This window comes from Lysobacter sp. 1R34A (assembly GCF_051217035.1).
Classification (GTDB): Bacteria; Pseudomonadota; Gammaproteobacteria; order Xanthomonadales; family Xanthomonadaceae; genus Lysobacter.
Genome location: NZ_JBPKJP010000025.1, coordinates 14,700 through 31,163, shown reverse-complemented (window position 1 = coordinate 31,163; position 16,464 = coordinate 14,700). Strand labels below are relative to the sequence as shown.

At 67.3% G+C, this 16,464-nt stretch carries 10 protein-coding genes; all 10 read left to right on the top strand.

Annotated features, from left to right (window positions below; genetic code table 11):
* Nucleotides 1-157 precede the first annotated feature (157 nt).
* The 10 genes from ACSAMQ_RS08720 (at nt 158) to ACSAMQ_RS08675 (ending at nt 16,459) form a co-directional block, all read left to right on the top strand.
* The gene (locus ACSAMQ_RS08720; RefSeq protein WP_435395265.1) at nt 158-1,411 is read left to right on the top strand and encodes a M48 family metalloprotease; all 1,254 of its coding nucleotides are present in this window, start codon (nt 158-160) and stop codon (nt 1,409-1,411) included.
* Nucleotides 1,408-6,975, top strand: coding sequence for an AAA domain-containing protein (locus ACSAMQ_RS08715; RefSeq protein ID WP_435395264.1), 5,568 nt, complete (start codon nt 1,408-1,410; stop codon nt 6,973-6,975). Before ACSAMQ_RS08720 ends, ACSAMQ_RS08715 begins: the two co-directional genes overlap by 4 nt.
* A gap of 107 nt (nt 6,976-7,082) precedes the next feature.
* Nucleotides 7,083-7,766, top strand: a complete 684-nt coding sequence (locus ACSAMQ_RS08710) for a DsbA family oxidoreductase (protein ID WP_435395263.1) — start codon at nt 7,083-7,085, stop codon at nt 7,764-7,766.
* A 487-nt stretch (nt 7,767-8,253) separates the two neighbouring features.
* Entirely contained in the window at nt 8,254-8,781 is a 528-nt protein-coding gene (locus ACSAMQ_RS08705; RefSeq protein WP_435395262.1) for a hypothetical protein, read from the top strand.
* A complete protein-coding gene (locus ACSAMQ_RS08700) occupies nt 8,781-9,176 on the top strand; it encodes a hypothetical protein (RefSeq protein WP_435395261.1) in 396 nt (131 codons plus the stop codon). The genes ACSAMQ_RS08705 and ACSAMQ_RS08700 overlap by 1 nt, the downstream gene beginning before the upstream one ends.
* A 67-nt stretch (nt 9,177-9,243) precedes the next feature.
* The gene (locus tag ACSAMQ_RS08695) at nt 9,244-9,693 is read left to right on the top strand and encodes a hypothetical protein (RefSeq protein WP_435395260.1); all 450 of its coding nucleotides are present in this window, start codon (nt 9,244-9,246) and stop codon (nt 9,691-9,693) included.
* Between the two features lie 301 nt (nt 9,694-9,994).
* Nucleotides 9,995-11,170 (top strand): efflux RND transporter periplasmic adaptor subunit, encoded by a 1,176-nt coding sequence (locus ACSAMQ_RS08690; protein ID WP_435395259.1) that lies wholly within the window; start codon nt 9,995-9,997, stop codon nt 11,168-11,170.
* Nucleotides 11,171-11,182: 12 nt separating this feature from the next.
* Nucleotides 11,183-14,398 (top strand): efflux RND transporter permease subunit, encoded by a 3,216-nt coding sequence (locus tag ACSAMQ_RS08685; protein WP_435395258.1) that lies wholly within the window; start codon nt 11,183-11,185, stop codon nt 14,396-14,398.
* A complete protein-coding gene (locus ACSAMQ_RS08680) occupies nt 14,391-15,848 on the top strand; it encodes an efflux transporter outer membrane subunit (RefSeq protein ID WP_435395257.1) in 1,458 nt (485 codons plus the stop codon). Before ACSAMQ_RS08685 ends, ACSAMQ_RS08680 begins: the two co-directional genes overlap by 8 nt.
* Nucleotides 15,845-16,459: a TetR/AcrR family transcriptional regulator gene (locus ACSAMQ_RS08675; RefSeq protein WP_435395256.1), complete on the top strand. Its 615-nt coding sequence runs from the start codon at nt 15,845-15,847 to the stop codon at nt 16,457-16,459. Before ACSAMQ_RS08680 ends, ACSAMQ_RS08675 begins: the two co-directional genes overlap by 4 nt.
* The last annotated feature ends 5 nt before the right edge of the window (nt 16,460-16,464 follow it).

Here is a 16,464-nt window from a genome sequence, read left to right as displayed (position 1 = left end):
GCCGCCTTCGCGGCGGCGTCACGCGCGTTGCGCTCCGGCGACATTCCCGCGGCGAGGCGCGGTATCGTGTGTTGGCCGCTGGCGGCAGCGGCGTGTTTAGCCGCCGACGGCGAGGGCCGGACGGCAGGTCTCGGACGAATTCGAGGGGGCGGGGAGCGTGGTGGCAAGCAACGAGGTCCAGGACGGCATCGGCCCGGCCGAAGGCGGCATTACCCTCAGCGCGGCGGCGGCTTCGGCACCGCCCGAGCTGTCGCCGCTGCCGTATCACGCGGCCCTGGTCGCGCATCTCAAGCGCGCCGAAGCCGAGGTCTGGGCCTGGGCGTCCTCGCTCAGCGTGCAGGCCCAGCATGCGCAGGAGCTGCGTGCCGAATTGCTGCGCAAGACCTACCGGCTGACCCCGGACTCGCATCCGCAGGCCCATGCGATCTGCGCGACGGTGATGCAGCGGCTCGGCATCGAGGCCGCGGCGACCCTGTACCAGGCCAGCGACGGCGCGATGGGCGCGAGCCTGTGGTACCTGCCCGGCGAAGCGCACGTAGTCCTGCACGGGCCGGTACTCGAACGTCTCGACGAAACCGAGCTGAGCGCCTTGCTCGGGCACGAACTGGCGCATTACAAACTGTGGGCGCTCGACCGCGGCGACTATCACACCGCGCAGCGCATCCTCGACCATTGCATGGCCGACCCGCAGGCCGCCGCGAGCCATGCCGAGAGCGCGCGCCTGTACAGCCTCTATACCGAGATCTATGCCGATCGCGGCGCGGCGATCGGCGCGCAGTCGCCGATTCCGGCGATCGCGATCCTGGTCAAGGTGCATACCGGCCTGGGCAGCGTCGATCCGGCGGCATACCTGCGCCAGGCCGAGGAACTCGAATCGACCGACGGGCGCCGTTCCGAAGGTCATTCGCACCCGGAAAGCTACCTGCGCGCGCAGGCGGTGGAGCGTTGGTGGCGCGGCGCCGCCGATACCGATGCCTGGCTGCGCGGGCGCCTGCAAGGGCCGCTGTCGGCCGACCGCCTCGACCTGCTCGACCAGCTCGCGCTGAGCACCCTGACCCGCCGTTTCATCGCCCGCCTGCTGCGGATCGAAGCGCTCGGCGGCGAGCTGGCGCAGCAACAGGCGCGCGCCTATTTTCCCGACTGGAGCGCCGACGAAGCGGCCGCTGGCGACGACGAGCTCACTGCCGAGCGCATCGACGACAGCGTGCGCCGTTACCTGCTCTGCGTGATGTTGGACTTCGCCCTGATCGACGAGGCGCAGCGCGACGCGGCGGTGTTCGAGGCCGCGCGGCTGGCGCACAGCTTGGGCAGCCGCAACGAATTCATGGCGGCGCTCAAGCGCGATGCCGGCTTCGGCAAGCGCGAGCTCGACAAGCTTGCGCGCCGTCTCGACCAGGAGGCACGCGCATGAACGAGCCGGCGAACGAATCGACCCAGCCGCCGGCGAACGAGCCGCCGATCAGCCCGGCCATGCCGACCGAAGCCAGCAGCCTGCGCGCCGTGGTCGAGGCCCAGCGCGGCGCCGGGTTGGCCACCGACGATGTCCTGTTCCTGGCCTTGCCGCTGTTTCGCGCGGTGGCGCAGTTGCATGCGCACGGGCGCGTCGCCGCGCTCGGCGCCGACGACATCGTCCAGACCGCCGGCCAGGGCCTGAGCCTGCGCGCGCCCGATGGGCGCCTGCCGCGGCTCGAACTGGATGCGATCCGGCGGCTGCAACCGCCGCCGGGCTCGACCCTCAACATCGTCGGCGAACTGCGCGTCACCCAGGACGCCGGACACGGCGCACGGGTCGAGAACCTGCAGACCCAGCACGACGCGGCGCAACCGATCGAGCATCCGGTGTACCTGCCGGGCTACACCTCGTGGGAGCTCGCCCTCGGCCATCACGACGAGATCGGCGATATCTTCCAGCTCGGCCAAGTACTCGCCAGCCTGGCCTGCGGGCTCGATTTCGACGATGGCGACGACCTCGACCTGTTCGCCGCGCAGCGGCAGAACCTGTTCCGGATCAATCCGCGCCTGAACCCGGTGCTCGCCGCGATCGTGGTCGAGATGACCGCCCTGAACCGCCACGAGCGCGCCACCGACCTGGCCTCGATCGTGCGCCGCCTGGAGACCTATCGCGATCAGCCGGTGAGCCTGGACGTCGAACGTGTGCTGTCGGGCACCCAGGGCGAGGTCTCGCGCCGGGTCGCGGTGCTGTCGCATCTGCGCGACCGTCTGTTCGACCTGTCGCGGCGCAATCGCCTGCTGCAGTTCCGCCCGACCCAGGCCAGCGTCAACCTGACCATCGCCAGCGTGCCGATCGTGCTGCAGCTCGGCAGCATCCGCCCCGAGCAACTGTGCACCTGGGGCGGCGAGTTCGCCGACGAGGTGATCGCCGGCAAGGCGGTCAGCCTGCATCGCTGGCTGCGCTTCGAGGACCAGCCGTATCTGCCGGGCGCGCTCGACCGCATCGCCCAGGAAACCCGGCGCGACCGCGCCGAGTACGGCTTCAGCCATCTGCGGCTGGTGGTCGCGTTCCTGCGCTGGCACAACCTCAAGGAAGACCCCGAGCAGCGCCTGGTTTCGCCGCTGCTGTGGCTGCCGGTCGAGCTGGTGCGCAAGAAGGGCGTGCGCGATCAATACGTGATCCAGTGCGAAGACGGCGAGGCCGAGTTCAACCCGGCGCTGCGCCATTACCTGCGCCAGCTTTACGACATCCGCCTGCCCGAGACCGTCGACCTGCAGAAGGTCTCGCTGGAGTCGATCCACGCCGACCTCGCCGCGCAGATCCGCGCCTCCGAGCCCGGGGTCGAACTGCGCCTGCAACGCAAGCCGGCGATCGAGTTGATCCGTCGCAAGGCGGTGCAGCGCCTGCAGCAGTACCAGCGCCGCAGCGGCGGCCGCGTGCGCAGCGACGGTCAACGCCCGGACTTCAGCTACGAACGCGACGACTACCGGCCGCTCGGCCTGGCCTTGTTCCGCCAGCGCGTCCAGCCGAGCCCTCTGCCGTTGCGCGGCGCGGTCGGCGCCGCGCCGACGCCGACTCCGCTGCACATGAGCGCGAGCGCCGACGAGATCGAGCACACGACCTACGCCCTGCAGGACGACAACGGCCATGCCTACGCCTGGGACTTCGACCTGACCCAGGTCACCCTGGCCAACTTCAACTACCGCAAGATGTCGCTGGTGCGCGATTACGCCCAGCTGATCGAAGAGGGCGCCGCCAACCCGGCCTTCGACAAGGTGTTCTCGATCGAGCCGCGCGAGGTCGACATCGCCGCGCCGCCGCCGATCGCGCCGGCCGAGCAGTGGAACGTGATCGCCAGCGATGCGACCCAGACCGCCGCGGTGGCCCTGGCGCGCGGCGGCCGCAGTTTCATCATCCAGGGGCCGCCCGGCACCGGCAAATCGCAGACCATCACCAACCTGATCGCCGATTACGCCGGCCGCGGCCGGCGCGTGCTGTTCGTATGCGAGAAGCGCGCAGCGCTGGACGTGGTGTTCCACCGGCTCAAGCAGGCCGGGCTGGACGAGCTGTGCTGCCTGATCCACGACTCGCAGACCGACAAGAAAGCCTTCGTGCAGAACCTGCGCGAAGGCTACGAGCGCTGGATCGCCCAGCCGCACCAGCACGAGCGCCTGAGCCAGTTGCGCGCCTCGACCCTGGACGAACTGGCCGCGCAACTCGGCCGGATCGATGCGTTCGAGCGCGGCATGGCGCAGGTGCCGGAGCGCCTGGCCTGCAGCGTGCGCGCGTTGCTGCGGCGCTCGATCGAATTGCCGCCGTTCGCCGCCGCGGACGCCGGCACGTTCGGCGCAGCGACGCGCGAGCGGCTGCCCGATTACGCGGTATGGGAGCGCCATCGGGAGACCGGCGAGCGGCTGCGCGCCTTGCTGCAGGAGCGCTTCGGCCTCGACCGCCTCGCCGGCCATCCGTTCGCGCGGCTGTCGGCGCGATTGCTCGGCGACGAGCGCGCCTATGCCGAGACCGTGGCCTGCCTCGACGAGTGCGAACCGCTGCTCGACCGCCTCGATGCGGCGTTCGAGGACGACGGCAGCCTGCTCGATCCCCAGCGCAGTCTGGCCGATGCGGTGCAGGCGACGTCGATGGCCCGGCAACTGCGCGATGCGCGCCTGGCGGCGCATCCGGACCTGCTCGACGCCGGTTCGGCCGCGAGCGCGCAACTGCGGCGCGAGCGCGACGAACTCGACGCCCTGGACCGGCGCCGCGCCGAGGCCGGGCAGGGCACCGTGCATTGGCGTGTGGCGTTTTCGCCGCAGGACACCGAGGCCGCCCTGGTAATCGCGCGTGGCGAGGAAAGTTCGCTGTTGCGCTGGCTCAAGCCGTCGTGGTGGCGCCTGCGCGGCGTGCTGTCGCGCAGCTACGATTTCGCCCAGCACGCGGTGCGCCCGAGCTATACCCAGGTGCTGCAGGCCAAGGCCGCCCATCATCAGGCGGACGCGGCTTACCGGCAGGCGGAGGAGCGGTTGCGCGCGAGCCTGGACACGCCGGCGGCAGCATCCTGCCTGGCCACGCTCGATCAATGGGCGGCCGCATCGGCGTCTTCGCCGGTGCTGCGCGAGTTGCGCGACCGCCTGCGCGCGGCGCCGGACCCGCTCGCCCATGCCGCGCGCGAAGCCGAGTACGCCGATGCCCTGCGCCGTCTGCAGGAGCTCGTCGACGGCCGTCTCGACATGCCCGCCGACGTCAGCCTCGGCGAACTCGCCGAATGGACCCGCGACCTGCGCGAGAGCCTCGACGACCTGCCGGACTTCCTGCCGTCGCTGCGCGCGATCCATCAGGCCGGCCCGGCCTACGCGCACGCCCTGCAGCGGATCGATCTGCCGGCGCCGCAACTGGAAGCGCTGATCGCCGACGAGGCGCTGGCGCGTCTGTACCGCGAGCAACCCGAACTCGCGCGCTTCGACGGCCGAGTCCTGGCCGAGGCGGCGCAGCGCGTCGCCCGCGCCGAGCGTCAGCTGCTCGAACGCAACGCGGCGATGGTGCGGGCGACCCTGCACCGCAGCTTCCTCGAGCGCGTGCGCCAGTCCTCGCTCTCGACCAGCCAGCTCGACAGCGACGGCAAGCTGTTCAAGAAGCGCTACGCCACCGGCCGGCGCGAACTCGAACACGAGTTCGGCAAGAGCATGCGTTACCGCTCGATCCGCGAGCTCGCCGGCGGCGACACCGGTCTGGTGGTCAACGACCTCAAGCCGATCTGGCTGATGAGCCCGCTGTCGGTCTCCGACACCTTGCCGCTCGCCGCCGACCTGTTCGACGTGGTGATCTTCGACGAGGCCAGCCAGATCCCGACCGAAGAAGCGGTGCCGGCGCTGAGTCGCGCCCGCCAGGCGGTGGTGGTCGGCGACGAAATGCAGCTGCCGCCGACCAGCTTCTTCTCCGCCGCGGGCGACGAGGACGACATGCAGGTGGTCGCCGAAGAAGACGGCGAGCGCATCGCGATCAACCTCGACGCCGACAGTCTGCTCAATCAGGCCGCGCGCAATTTGCCTGCCACGTTGTTGGCCTGGCATTACCGCAGCCGGCACGAGGCCCTGATCAGCTTCTCCAACGCCGCCTTCTACGACGGCCGCCTGATCACGATTCCGGACCGCCGGCTCGATGCGCGGGTGGACGAGTCGCTGAGTGTGCGGGCCGCCGAGGCGCAGGCCGCGGTGGCCGGCGTCGATGCTTTGCTGGCGCGGCCGATCAGTCATCATCGGGTCGAGGACGGCGTTTACGCCAACCGCTGCAACCTGGCCGAGGCGCGCTACATCGCCGCATTGGTGCGCGAGCTGTTGCGCCGAGAGACCGGCCTGAGCCTGGGCGTGGTCGCTTTTTCCGAAGCGCAGCAGGGCGAAATCGAATCGGCGCTGGAGGCCCTGGCCGCCGAGGACGCCGACTTCGCGATGCGCCTGGAACGCGAATACCTGCGCGAGGACGCCGACCAGTTCTGCGGTCTGTTCGTCAAGAACCTGGAGAACGTGCAGGGCGACGAGCGCGACCTGATCCTGCTGAGCATCTGCTACGCGCCCGGCGCCGACGGCCGCATGCTGATGAACTTCGGCCCGATCAACCAGCGCGGCGGCGAGAAGCGCCTCAACGTCATCTTCAGCCGCGCCAAGCACCGCATGGCGGTGGTCAGCACGATCCGCGCCGACGCGATCACCAACACCCACAACGACGGCGCCGCCGCCTTGCGCGCCTTCCTGCAGTTCGCCGAGGCCAGCGCGCGCGGCGAGTCGGAACGCTCGCAGAGCGTGCTCGGCGCGCTCAACCCCGGCGCCGAGCGCGCCTTCGCCAGCGCGCCGAAGCGCGACGCTTTCCGCAGCGCCCTGATGCGGGCCTTGCGCGAACGCGGCCATGTCGTCCACGAACATGTCGGGCGTTCGCAGTTCCGCTGCGACCTCGGCATCGTCGACCCGAACGCAGACGGCTATGCGCTCGCGATTCTGCTCGATGCGCCCGATGCCGACGGCGAGACGGCTCCGGTGGACGTGCGCGAACGCTACGTGTTTCGCCCCGGCATCCTGCGCGCCTTCGGCTGGCGGGTGATCGACCTGCCCTCGAGCGAATGGCTGCGCAACCCGCAGGCGATGTTGGAGCGCATCGAGGCCAGCCTGAAGGCCGGCATGGAAGCGGATCCTGGCGAGGCCGAGCAAGCGGCTGTGGTGGAGACGACGGCCGCCGATGCCGTGGGCGAGGCCGAAACCCTCTCCTTGCCGATCGACGCGACGGCACCGGATGCGACCGCACCGCCGACCGCCGCGCCGACCCTGCGCGAGTTCTTGCTGCAACAGGGCAGCTCGAACAAGTTCTGGCGGATCGGCCAGCACGGCGGCGAGATGACCGTGGTGTTCGGCCGCGTCGGCACTCGCGGGCAAACCCTGATCAAGCAGTTCGACACCCCCGAGCGCGCCGAACGCGAAGTCATTAAACTGGTCGAGGAAAAGCTGCGCAAGGGCTACACGGAGGCTGCGCCGGGCTGAGCCCATGGAACGCTCCGATCCGCTGGTGCGGCGTGGAGCCGGTTGAACCCCCGCGGTTCCGGCCGCATCGTGAGGGTTCATTCCAACCGCCTCGTGCGCCGCCCCCCATGACCCAGACCGCCTCCAACCCGACGCCACGCGTCAAGATCGACTTCGTTTCCGACGTGGTCTGCCCCTGGTGCGCGGTCGGCCTGAAGTCGCTCGAACAGGCCATCGCCCGGATCGGCGACGAGGTCGAAGTCGAACTGCATTTCCAGCCCTTCGAACTCAACCCGCAGATGGCGCCGGAAGGCGAGAGCATCGACGAGCACCTCGCGCACAAGTACGGTCTGAGCCCGCAGCAACTCGCCCAGAACCGCGACGCCCTGCGCCAGCGGGGCGCCGCGGTCGGCTTCGAGTTCAACGCGCGCGACCGCATCTACAACACCTTCGACGCCCACCGCCTGCTGCACTGGGCCGCGACCGAAGGCGCCGCCCAAGAGCACGCGCTCAAGAACGCCCTGCTCAAGGCTTATTTCACCGACAGCCAGGACGTGTCCGCGCACGACATCCTCGCCCGCGCCGCCGCCGAAGCCGGCCTCGACGAAACCCGCGCACGCGCCGTGCTGGCCTCCGACGAATACGCCGACGCAGTCCGCGAGCAGGAGCGCTTCTATCAAAGCCAGGGCATCCGCGCAGTGCCCTCGGTGATCATCAACGACCGCCACCTGATCCAGGGCGGCCAGCCGGTCGAACAGTTCGAAGCCGCATTGCGGCAGATCGCGGGCTTGCCGGCGTCCGGTAAGGCCTGATCGCCAGCATTATCGGCGGACACGGGCGCGATGGCGTTCTTGTTCGTTCTTGCTCGTCGACTCCTCCGGTGCCATCCCGTTCGCTATGGGATGGCGCTGTCGTTATTGCCATCAACACCCTCGTTGATTCCGGCTCGATCTCGACTCCTGGGATGGGATGTGCCGAGTTGAGCGAATGTGCCAAGATCGTACAGGTCATCGAAGCACGGTCGGCTCGTGGCGAGGACATATGCCTTCAAGCCTTGTCTTGATCCCGCCGGATCCGTAACATCCGCCTCGCGATCAACAGGGTCGCATCCCCTCTTTGCCAGCCACGGCTCCGCGCCTGCCAGCTTCCTTTCTGCCCGGCGGCTGTTGCGAACGCCCGAGTCTACGCAACCCCAGTAGCGGTCAACGCCGCACAATCAATGAAACTCTGTTGCCGCTGTCCAGTTCTGACAGATTTGGCGCAATACCGTGATGGTTCTCGGACTGGCCAACCAGGGGCATGGCGGGGCGCTTCTGCGCGGTCATTTTCCCAGCCATGATTTCATCCATCGTCGAAAAAGAAGTTGCGAGGCTGGACGGCTTCCTTTATGGGATCGCAGCACTCAATGGCGGCATCAGGAGTTACAGCGCCTATGCATATGCCGTTGAACCAAAGGAAGGGGCGTCGATCGAGCAATCTTTGCAGGATTGCTACACCTGGAATCCCGGCATGGAGTTCTCCGAGGTGCGCCGCCTGGATAAGGGCTTGCGCGACTTGGAAGGAGAAATTCAATCGTTTCTTATCCGCGATCTGCCTGGGCATAGTGCCGATGCGGTCAGCACTTTACAGGCCTATCTCGCTTTCAGAGTCATGGATATGATCATGGTGATTCGCGAGGATCGGCCGGTCCTCGACGTTTTTAGATTGACGTTGGCTCCCGAGCGTGCAACCTCCGAATGCGTGTTCTTCTGCTTGAAGATGGAAGCCGGACTGGTTTTTCTTCAGTTCAACAACGACATTCCATTCATAGACTCTCTGGACGCGTAATGAGCATGGCCGGCGATAAGCGCAAGCAGCTCGGGCATTACCCATGGCTACTGCTGGGCGCAGCCACGGGTACGGTCGCCTTGTCCGTCCTCAGGACGTTCTACTACTTCGCGATCGATCGGCAACCCGAAATGTCGTCGATGATGTTCATCGTCTTCGCGCCTATCGTGGCGCTGCCTTTCATGCTCGTTGCCGCGCTGACCGAGTTCGTGGCAAGGCGATTGCTGCCCCGCCTGAAACGGCCAAGCCGGTTATGTTCTTTGCTCATCGGCGCGTCTTACACCTCGCCGCTGTTCGGGCTCATCGATACGCGCTTGCTTGCGCTCTGTGTGGTGATCAATCCCGTCATCATGCATGCCCTGCTTGCGCAGCGAGATCGATACGTCGATGACTAATGTCTCAGGCTGGTGAATTCACCTACGCCTCGTGGCCCGAATGTGCCGCCTCTTGAAGTTAAATTTTATGAGGTTCTCACCGGTGGAGAAATTAAATTTCGGGACTTCTGATTCTGGTCTGCTGCTGGACTCTTTCGTCCACGATCGAGTCTTGGAGCTGTTCTGCATTGAAAAATCCGATGGCCGCCTGGAATGGCGATCGGCGGGTGGTGCGCATATGGCCCTTTTGCTTGGCGGAATCGAGCTTTATAAAGTTCGAGACCTCCGGGACGGGGCTATCCTTTCGGAAATATATGTTTGGCCTGTCGTCGCTGTCCCGGAGTCGTCCTGGTTTGTCCCGGATAGCGTGTGGGGATTGATTTTCGAGAACGATTATTCGGGAAGAGACGCTAAGTCTGCGGTCGCCGGGTTGCAAAAATCACGCCCCGATCTTTGGGCCGTGCAGGTGGGCTTCTGCTATGGGGGCGCAATGGCATTCGTGTGCGAAGAACTGAATCTGGTTAAACGCTTCCCCTGAAGTGGGCTCGCCGATTTCTTGAGCGGCAGCAATCGAATCTGATTCGAAGTTTGCGATGGCACGCGATTCGTAGCGCCATGCCGGGATGTGCCGGCTTTGCCAAGTCAGCCCTCTCAGTGCTGCCTCGCAGCAAAAACCTCTGTGCAATCAAGCACAAACCCTAAGCCCCCCTGGACAACGCCCTCAGGCCGCTTGACCTCGCTAGCCTAGAAAAAGAGAATGATCGTTCATTCTATGAAGTGCCGCGGTCCGTCCGACCGCCACAACGTCCTGAGGCTCCCCCATGCCGTCGCGCAAGTCCATGTCCTATAAGGCAATTCTCACTGTTTCCGTGCTCGCCCTGGCGCTCGCCGCCTGCGGCAAGGGAGGCGATCAGCAGGGCGGTCCCGGCGGCCCCGGCGGCCAAAAAGGCCAGGTCACCGTGGTGACCCTGAAGCCCGAGACCGTCACCCTGACCCGCGAGCTGCCGGGGCGCACCAGCGCTTCGCTGATCGCCGAGGTCCGGCCGCAGGTCAACGGCATCGTCGAGAGGCGTCTGTTCACCGAAGGCGGCTTGGTCCGCGCCGGGCAGCCGCTGTACCAACTCGACGACAAGACCTATGCCGCCGACCTGGAAACCGCCCGGGCCACCCTGGCGCGCGGCGAAGCGGCGTTGAACTCGGCGCGGCTCAACGCGCGCCGCTCCAGCGACCTGGTCAAGATCGACGCGGTCAGCAAGCAGGACGACGAGACCGCGGTCGCCACGCTCAAGCAGAGCCAGGCCGACGTCTCGGCCGGTCGCGCGGCGGTGCAGAGCGCCAGCGTGATCCTCGGCCGTGCGCGCATCACCTCGCCGATCAGCGGCCGCATCGGCAAATCGGCGGTCACCCAGGGCGCGCTGGTCACGGCCAATCAGGCCGAGCCGCTCGCGGTGGTGCAGCAACTCGACCCGGTCCACGTCGACATCAGCCAGTCCAGCGCCGAACTGCTCGCCCTGCGCAAGCAGATCGCCGCCGGCACCCTGACCGAGGCCACCACGCCGGTGACGATCCTGCTCGAGGACGGCAGCAAGTACCCGCTGGAAGGCAAGCTCGCGTTCTCCGAGGTCACCGTCGACGAAGGCACCGGCAGCTTCCTGCTGCGCGTGGTGGTGCCGAACCCCGACAACATCCTGATGCCCGGCATGTACGTGCGCGCCCTGGTCGGTACCGGCGTGCGCCAGAACGCGTTGCTGGTGCCGCAGCAGGGCATCTCGCGCGATCCCAAGGGCGCCGCGACCGCGATGGTGGTCAACGCGAAGGGTCAGGTCGAGCCGCGCGAAGTGCAGGTCAGCCAGGCCATCGGCGACAAGTGGCTGGTCGAAGGCGGTCTGAAGGCCGGCGACAAGGTCATCGTCGAAGGCCTGCAGAAGATCGGCCCCGGCATGCCGGTCGACGCGACCGAAAAGGGCGCAGCGCCGGCCAAGCCGGCCGCGGCCCCCGCCGCGCCGAAGCAGTAATCGGAGAAATTCATGGCACGGTTCTTTATCGATCGCCCGATCTTTGCCTGGGTCCTGGCGATCATCATCATGCTCGGTGGCGCGATCGCGATCACCCAGCTGCCGATCTCGCAGTACCCGACCATCGCGCCGCCGACCGTCTCGGTGAACGCCTCCTACCCCGGCGCCTCGGCCAAGGCCGTCGAAAACTCGGTGACCCAGATCATCGAGCAGAACATGAAGGGCATCGACGGCCTGATGTACATGTCGGCGACCAGTTCGTCCGACGGCCAGTCCGGCGTCACGCTGACCTTCGAGAGCGGCACCGACCCCGACATCGCCCAGGTCCAGGTGCAGAACAAGCTGCAGCTGGCGACGCCGTTGCTGCCGCAGATCGTGCAGCAGCAGGGCGTGAGCGTGTCGAAGGCGAACTCGGCCTTCCTGTTGGTGATCGGCTTCGTGTCCGAGGACGGCAGCATGAGCGGCGCCGACATCGCCGACTACGTCGCCGCCAACCTGGTCGATCCGCTCGCCCGCGTCGACGGCGTCGGCAGCACCCAGCTGTTCGGCACCAAGTACGCGATGCGCATCTGGCTCGACCCGGACAAGCTCAATACCTACAAGCTGACCCCGGCCGACGTGATCACCGCGCTGCGCGCGCAGAACGCCCAGGTCGCGGTCGGCCAGCTCGGCGGCACGCCGTCGGTGAAGGGCCAGCAGCTCAACGCGACCATCACCGCGCAGGACCGCCTGCAAACCGCCGAGCAGTTCCAGAACATCGTGGTGCGCGCCAACAGCAGCGGCGCGGTGCTGAAGCTGTCCGACGTGGCCCGGGTCGAACTGGGCCAGGAGGACTACAGCACCATCGCCCGCTTCAACGGCAAGCCGGCGACCGGTATCGCCATCTCGCTGGCGACCGGCGCCAACGCGCTGGCCACCGCGCAGGCGATCCAGGCCGAGCTCGAGCAGCTCAAGCCCTCGTTCCCGAAGGGCCTGAAGGCGGTCACGCCGTTCGACACCACGCCGTTCGTGCGCGTGGCGATCGAGGAAGTGATCAAGACCCTGCTCGAAGCGATCCTGCTGGTGTTCCTGGTCATGTACCTGTTCCTGCAGAACTTCCGCGCCACCCTGATCCCGACGATCGCGGTGCCGGTGGTGTTGCTGGGCACGTTCGGCCTGCTCGCGCTGTTCGGCTACTCGGTCAACATGCTGACCATGTTCGCGGTGGTGCTGGCGATCGGCCTGCTGGTCGACGACGCCATCGTCGTGGTCGAGAACGTCGAACGCGTGATGAGCGAGGAAGGGCTGTCGCCGATCGAAGCCACGCGCAAGTCGATGGACCAGATCACCGGCGCCCTGGTCGGCATCGGCCTGGTGCTGTCGGCGGTGTTCGTGCCGATGGCCTTCCTGGGCGGCGCCACCGGCGTGATCTACCGCCAGTTCTCGGTCACCATCGTTTCGGCGATGGCCTTGTCGGTGCTGGTCGCGATCGTGCTGACCCCGGCGCTGTGCGCGACCATGCTCAAGCCGATCCAGAAGGGCCATCACGCGTCCGACAAGGGCTTCTTCGGCTGGTTCAACGACAAGTTCGACCGCGGCAACAAGAAGTACCAGAGCGCGGTGCACGGCATCGTCACCCGCACCGGCCGCTTCATGATGGTGTTCGCGGCGATGGCGGCGCTGATGGCGGTGCTGTTCTTCCGCCTGCCGTCCTCGTTCCTGCCGCAGGAAGACCAGGGTTTCCTGTTCACCATCGTGCAGGCGCCGGTCGGTGCTACTCAGGAACGCACCGGTGAAGTGCTCAAGAAGGTCGAAGAGCAGTTCCTCGGCGATGAGGCGGTCGATTCGCTGTTCACCGTGCAGGGCTTCAGCTTCGCCGGCAACGGCCAGAACGCCGGCATGGCCTTCTCGCAGCTCAAGCCGTGGGAAGAGCGCGAAAGCACCTGGGGCGACCGCTGGCGTTGGCTGACCAGCTTCGGCAAGACGCCGATGCCGGACAACAGCGTCAACGCCGTGGTCGGCCGCGCCATGGGCAGCTTCATGCAGATCAAGGATGCGTTCGTGTTCGCCCTGGCGCCGCCGGCGGTGTTCGAACTCGGAAACTCCAACGGCTTCGTGTTCTACCTCAAGGACAACGGCGCGCTCGGCCACGATGCGCTGGTCGCCGCGCGCAACCAGTTCCTCGGCGCGGCCGGTCAAAGTGCGCTGCTGCAGAACGTGCGTCCGAACGGTATGGAAGACACGCCGCAGTTCCGCGTCGACGTCGACAACCAGAAGGCTTCGGCCCTCGGCCTGAACATCGCCGACATCAACTCGACCCTGCAGGCGGCCTGGGGCGGCCAGTACATCGACGATTTCGTCGACCGCGGCCGCGTCAAGCGTGTCTATATCCAGGCCGATGCGCCGTTCCGCATGGCGCCGTCCGACTTCAATCGTTGGTACGTGCGCAACGACAAGGGCGAGATGGTGCCGTTCTCGGCTTTCGCCACCACCCGCTGGGAGTTCGGTTCGCCGCGCCTGGAACGCTACAACGGCGTCTCGGCACTGGAAATCAACGGCGAAGCCAAGCCGGGCGTGAGCTCGGGCGAGGCGATGGCCGAAGTCGAGAAGCTGGTCGCGCAACTGCCGGCGGGCATCGGTCTGGAATGGACCGGTCTGTCGTTCCAGGAGCGCCAGGCCGGCGCGCAGACGCCGCTGCTGTACACGTTGTCGCTGTTGATCGTGTTCCTGTGTCTGGCCGCGATGTACGAAAGCTGGGCGATCCCGACCTCGGTGCTGCTGATCGCGCCGATGGGCATCCTCGGCACCGTGCTGGCGACCTGGATGCGCGGCATGGAGCGCGACGTCTACTTCCAGGTGGCGATGCTCACCACCGTGGGCCTGTCGAGCAAGAACGCGATCCTGATCGTCGAGTTCGCCAAGGAAAACCTCGAGAAGGGCATGGACCTGATCCAGGCGACCCTGGCCGCCGTAGGCGACCGCCTGCGCCCGATCATCATGACCTCGCTGGCGTTCGGTCTCGGCGTGTTGCCGCTGGCCCTGGCCAGCGGCGCGGGTTCCGGCGCGCAACGCGCGATCGGCACCGGCGTGCTCGGCGGCATGGTCGTGGGTACCTTCCTGGGTATCTTCTTCGTCCCGCTGTTCTTCGTCGTGGTCGAAAAGCTGTTCGTGAGAAAGAAGAAGCATGCGGACCAGGATCCCCCTGCGCCCTCGCAGCCTGCCGCGGAAGGAGCGCAGAGCCATGAATAAGTTCGCCACCCATGCCCTGGCGCTCGCGGTGACGCTGGCCATGACCGGCTGCGTCAGTCTGGCGCCGAAGTTGCCCGCCGCCGATGCGGCGATCCCGGGCGAGTGGCCGTTGCCCCCGACCACCCAGGCGTTCGCCGGCGCTGCGCCGGCAACTGCCGCGTCGACGACTTCGGCCGACCCCGCGACGGCTCCGGCCGTCGCGGTGGCCGACATCGGCTGGCGCGACTTCTTCGTCGACCAGAACCTGGAAGACCTGATCGGCCGCGCCCTGGACAACAACCGGGATCTGCGCGTGGCCGTGCTCAACGTCGAGAAGGCGCGCGCCCAGTACCGCATCCAGCGCGCCGACCGCGTGCCCGCGGTCGGCGTCAGCGCCGAGTTGCAGCGCACCGGCGGCGACAACCGCCAGGTCACCGACGTCTACACCGCCGGGGTCGGCATCGCCAACTTCGAGCTCGACCTGTTCGGCCGCGTACGCAGCCTGAGCCAGGCCGCGTTGCAGCGTTACTTCGCCGAAGAGGAAAACCGCCGCAGCGCCCAGCTCAGCCTGATCGCCGAAGTCGCCAACGCCTACCTGACCCTGGCCGCCGACCGCGAGCTGTTGTCGGTGTCGGAAGCGACCTTGAAGAACCAGCAGGCCGCCTACGACCTGACCGAGAAGCGTCGCGAGCTCGGCGCGGTGTCCGGGCTGGAAGTCAGCCAGGCACGCACCCAGGTCGAGACCGCGCGCGCCGATGCGGCGCGCTACGCCGGCCAGGTCGCGCAGGACATCAACGCGCTCAACCTGCTGGTCGGCGAGCCGGTCGACCCGGCGCTGTTGCCGCAACGCCTGACCGACGGTACCACCGGCATCGGCGCCTTGCCGGCCGGCCTGCCTTCGGAAGTGCTGCTGCGTCGCCCCGACGTGCAACAGGCCGAGCATCTGCTGCGCGCGGCCAACGCCAACATCGGCGCCGCGCGCGCCGCGTTCTTCCCGTCGATCAGCCTGACCGGCCTGCTCGGCAGCTCCAGCAACGAGCTGTCGGGTCTGTTCGATTCGAACACGCGCGTGTGGACGGTGAACCCGGTGGTCAACATCCCGATCTTCCAGGGCGGCAAGCTGCGCGCCGGGCTGGGTTCGGCGAAGGCCGACCAGGGCATCGCCCTGGCCCAGTACGAGAAGGCGATCCAGTCGGGTTTCCGCGATGTCGCCGATGCGCTCGCGCTGACCGCGACCCTGGCCGAACAGCGCCAGGCGCAGGAAGCCCTGGTCGAAGCGGCGGCCCGCGCCGACCAGTTGTCGACCGCGCGCTACAAGGCCGGCCGCGACAGCTATCTCAACCAGCTCGATGCGCAGCGCACCCTGTACGCCGCGCAGCAGGGCTTGGTGTCGACGCGCCTGGCCGAGCAGGCCAATCGGGTCACGCTCTACAAAGTCCTTGGAGGTGGCTGGAACGAGCGCAGCCAATGAGCACGACGGGCAAGCCCACCGCCAAGGCCGAAGCGCGCGCGCTGGCTCAGCGCGAGCGCATTCTGACCGCGGCCCAGAAATGCTTCGTCGTGCATGGCTTCCATGCCGCGAGCATGGCCAATATCGCCGATACGGCCGGCATGAGCGCCGGCCTGATCTACCGGTATTTCAAGGGCAAGAACGACATCATCCTGGCGATCATCGAGCGCCAGCTCGAGGAGGCGCGCGCGGACATCGCCAAGCTGCACGCGACCAGCGACCTGGTCTCGGGCATCGCGGAAGTGTTCCAGCAATGGCAGGCGAACGATCCGACCATCACCAGCGCGGCCTTGTTCCTGGAGCTGACCGCCGAGGCGACCCGCGACGAGGAGATCGCCGCCGCGACCCATGCATCGGACCGGGTGTTCCGCTCCGATCTCGCGGCCTGGTTCGCGCGCAGCGCCAAGGACGGCGGCCTCGGCATCCCGAAGGCCGCGGTCGATACCCGTGTGTTGATCCTGCAATGTCTGATCGAAGGCTTGGCGATGCGGGCGATTTCGCAGCCCGACCTCGATGTGGAGCAGGTGAAGACGGCGCTGGGCGAGTTCTTGCCGAGCCTGCTGACGGCGTGAGTCGA

What these genes read in the sequence shown, in the direction of transcription:
- ACSAMQ_RS08675 (WP_435395256.1), top strand. Translation starts at nt 15,845, where the DNA reads ATGAGCACGACGGGCAAGCCCACCGCCAAGGCCGAAGCGCGCGCGCTG.
- ACSAMQ_RS08680 (WP_435395257.1), top strand. Translation starts at nt 14,391, where the DNA reads ATGAATAAGTTCGCCACCCATGCCCTGGCGCTCGCGGTGACGCTGGCC.
- ACSAMQ_RS08695 (WP_435395260.1), top strand. Translation starts at nt 9,244, where the DNA reads ATGAGGTTCTCACCGGTGGAGAAATTAAATTTCGGGACTTCTGATTCT.
- ACSAMQ_RS08690 (WP_435395259.1), top strand. Translation starts at nt 9,995, where the DNA reads ATGTCCTATAAGGCAATTCTCACTGTTTCCGTGCTCGCCCTGGCGCTC.
- ACSAMQ_RS08715 (WP_435395264.1), top strand. Translation starts at nt 1,408, where the DNA reads ATGAACGAGCCGGCGAACGAATCGACCCAGCCGCCGGCGAACGAGCCG.
- ACSAMQ_RS08685 (WP_435395258.1), top strand. Translation starts at nt 11,183, where the DNA reads ATGGCACGGTTCTTTATCGATCGCCCGATCTTTGCCTGGGTCCTGGCG.
- ACSAMQ_RS08700 (WP_435395261.1), top strand. Translation starts at nt 8,781, where the DNA reads ATGAGCATGGCCGGCGATAAGCGCAAGCAGCTCGGGCATTACCCATGG.
- ACSAMQ_RS08705 (WP_435395262.1), top strand. Translation starts at nt 8,254, where the DNA reads ATGGCGGGGCGCTTCTGCGCGGTCATTTTCCCAGCCATGATTTCATCC.
- ACSAMQ_RS08710 (WP_435395263.1), top strand. Translation starts at nt 7,083, where the DNA reads ATGACCCAGACCGCCTCCAACCCGACGCCACGCGTCAAGATCGACTTC.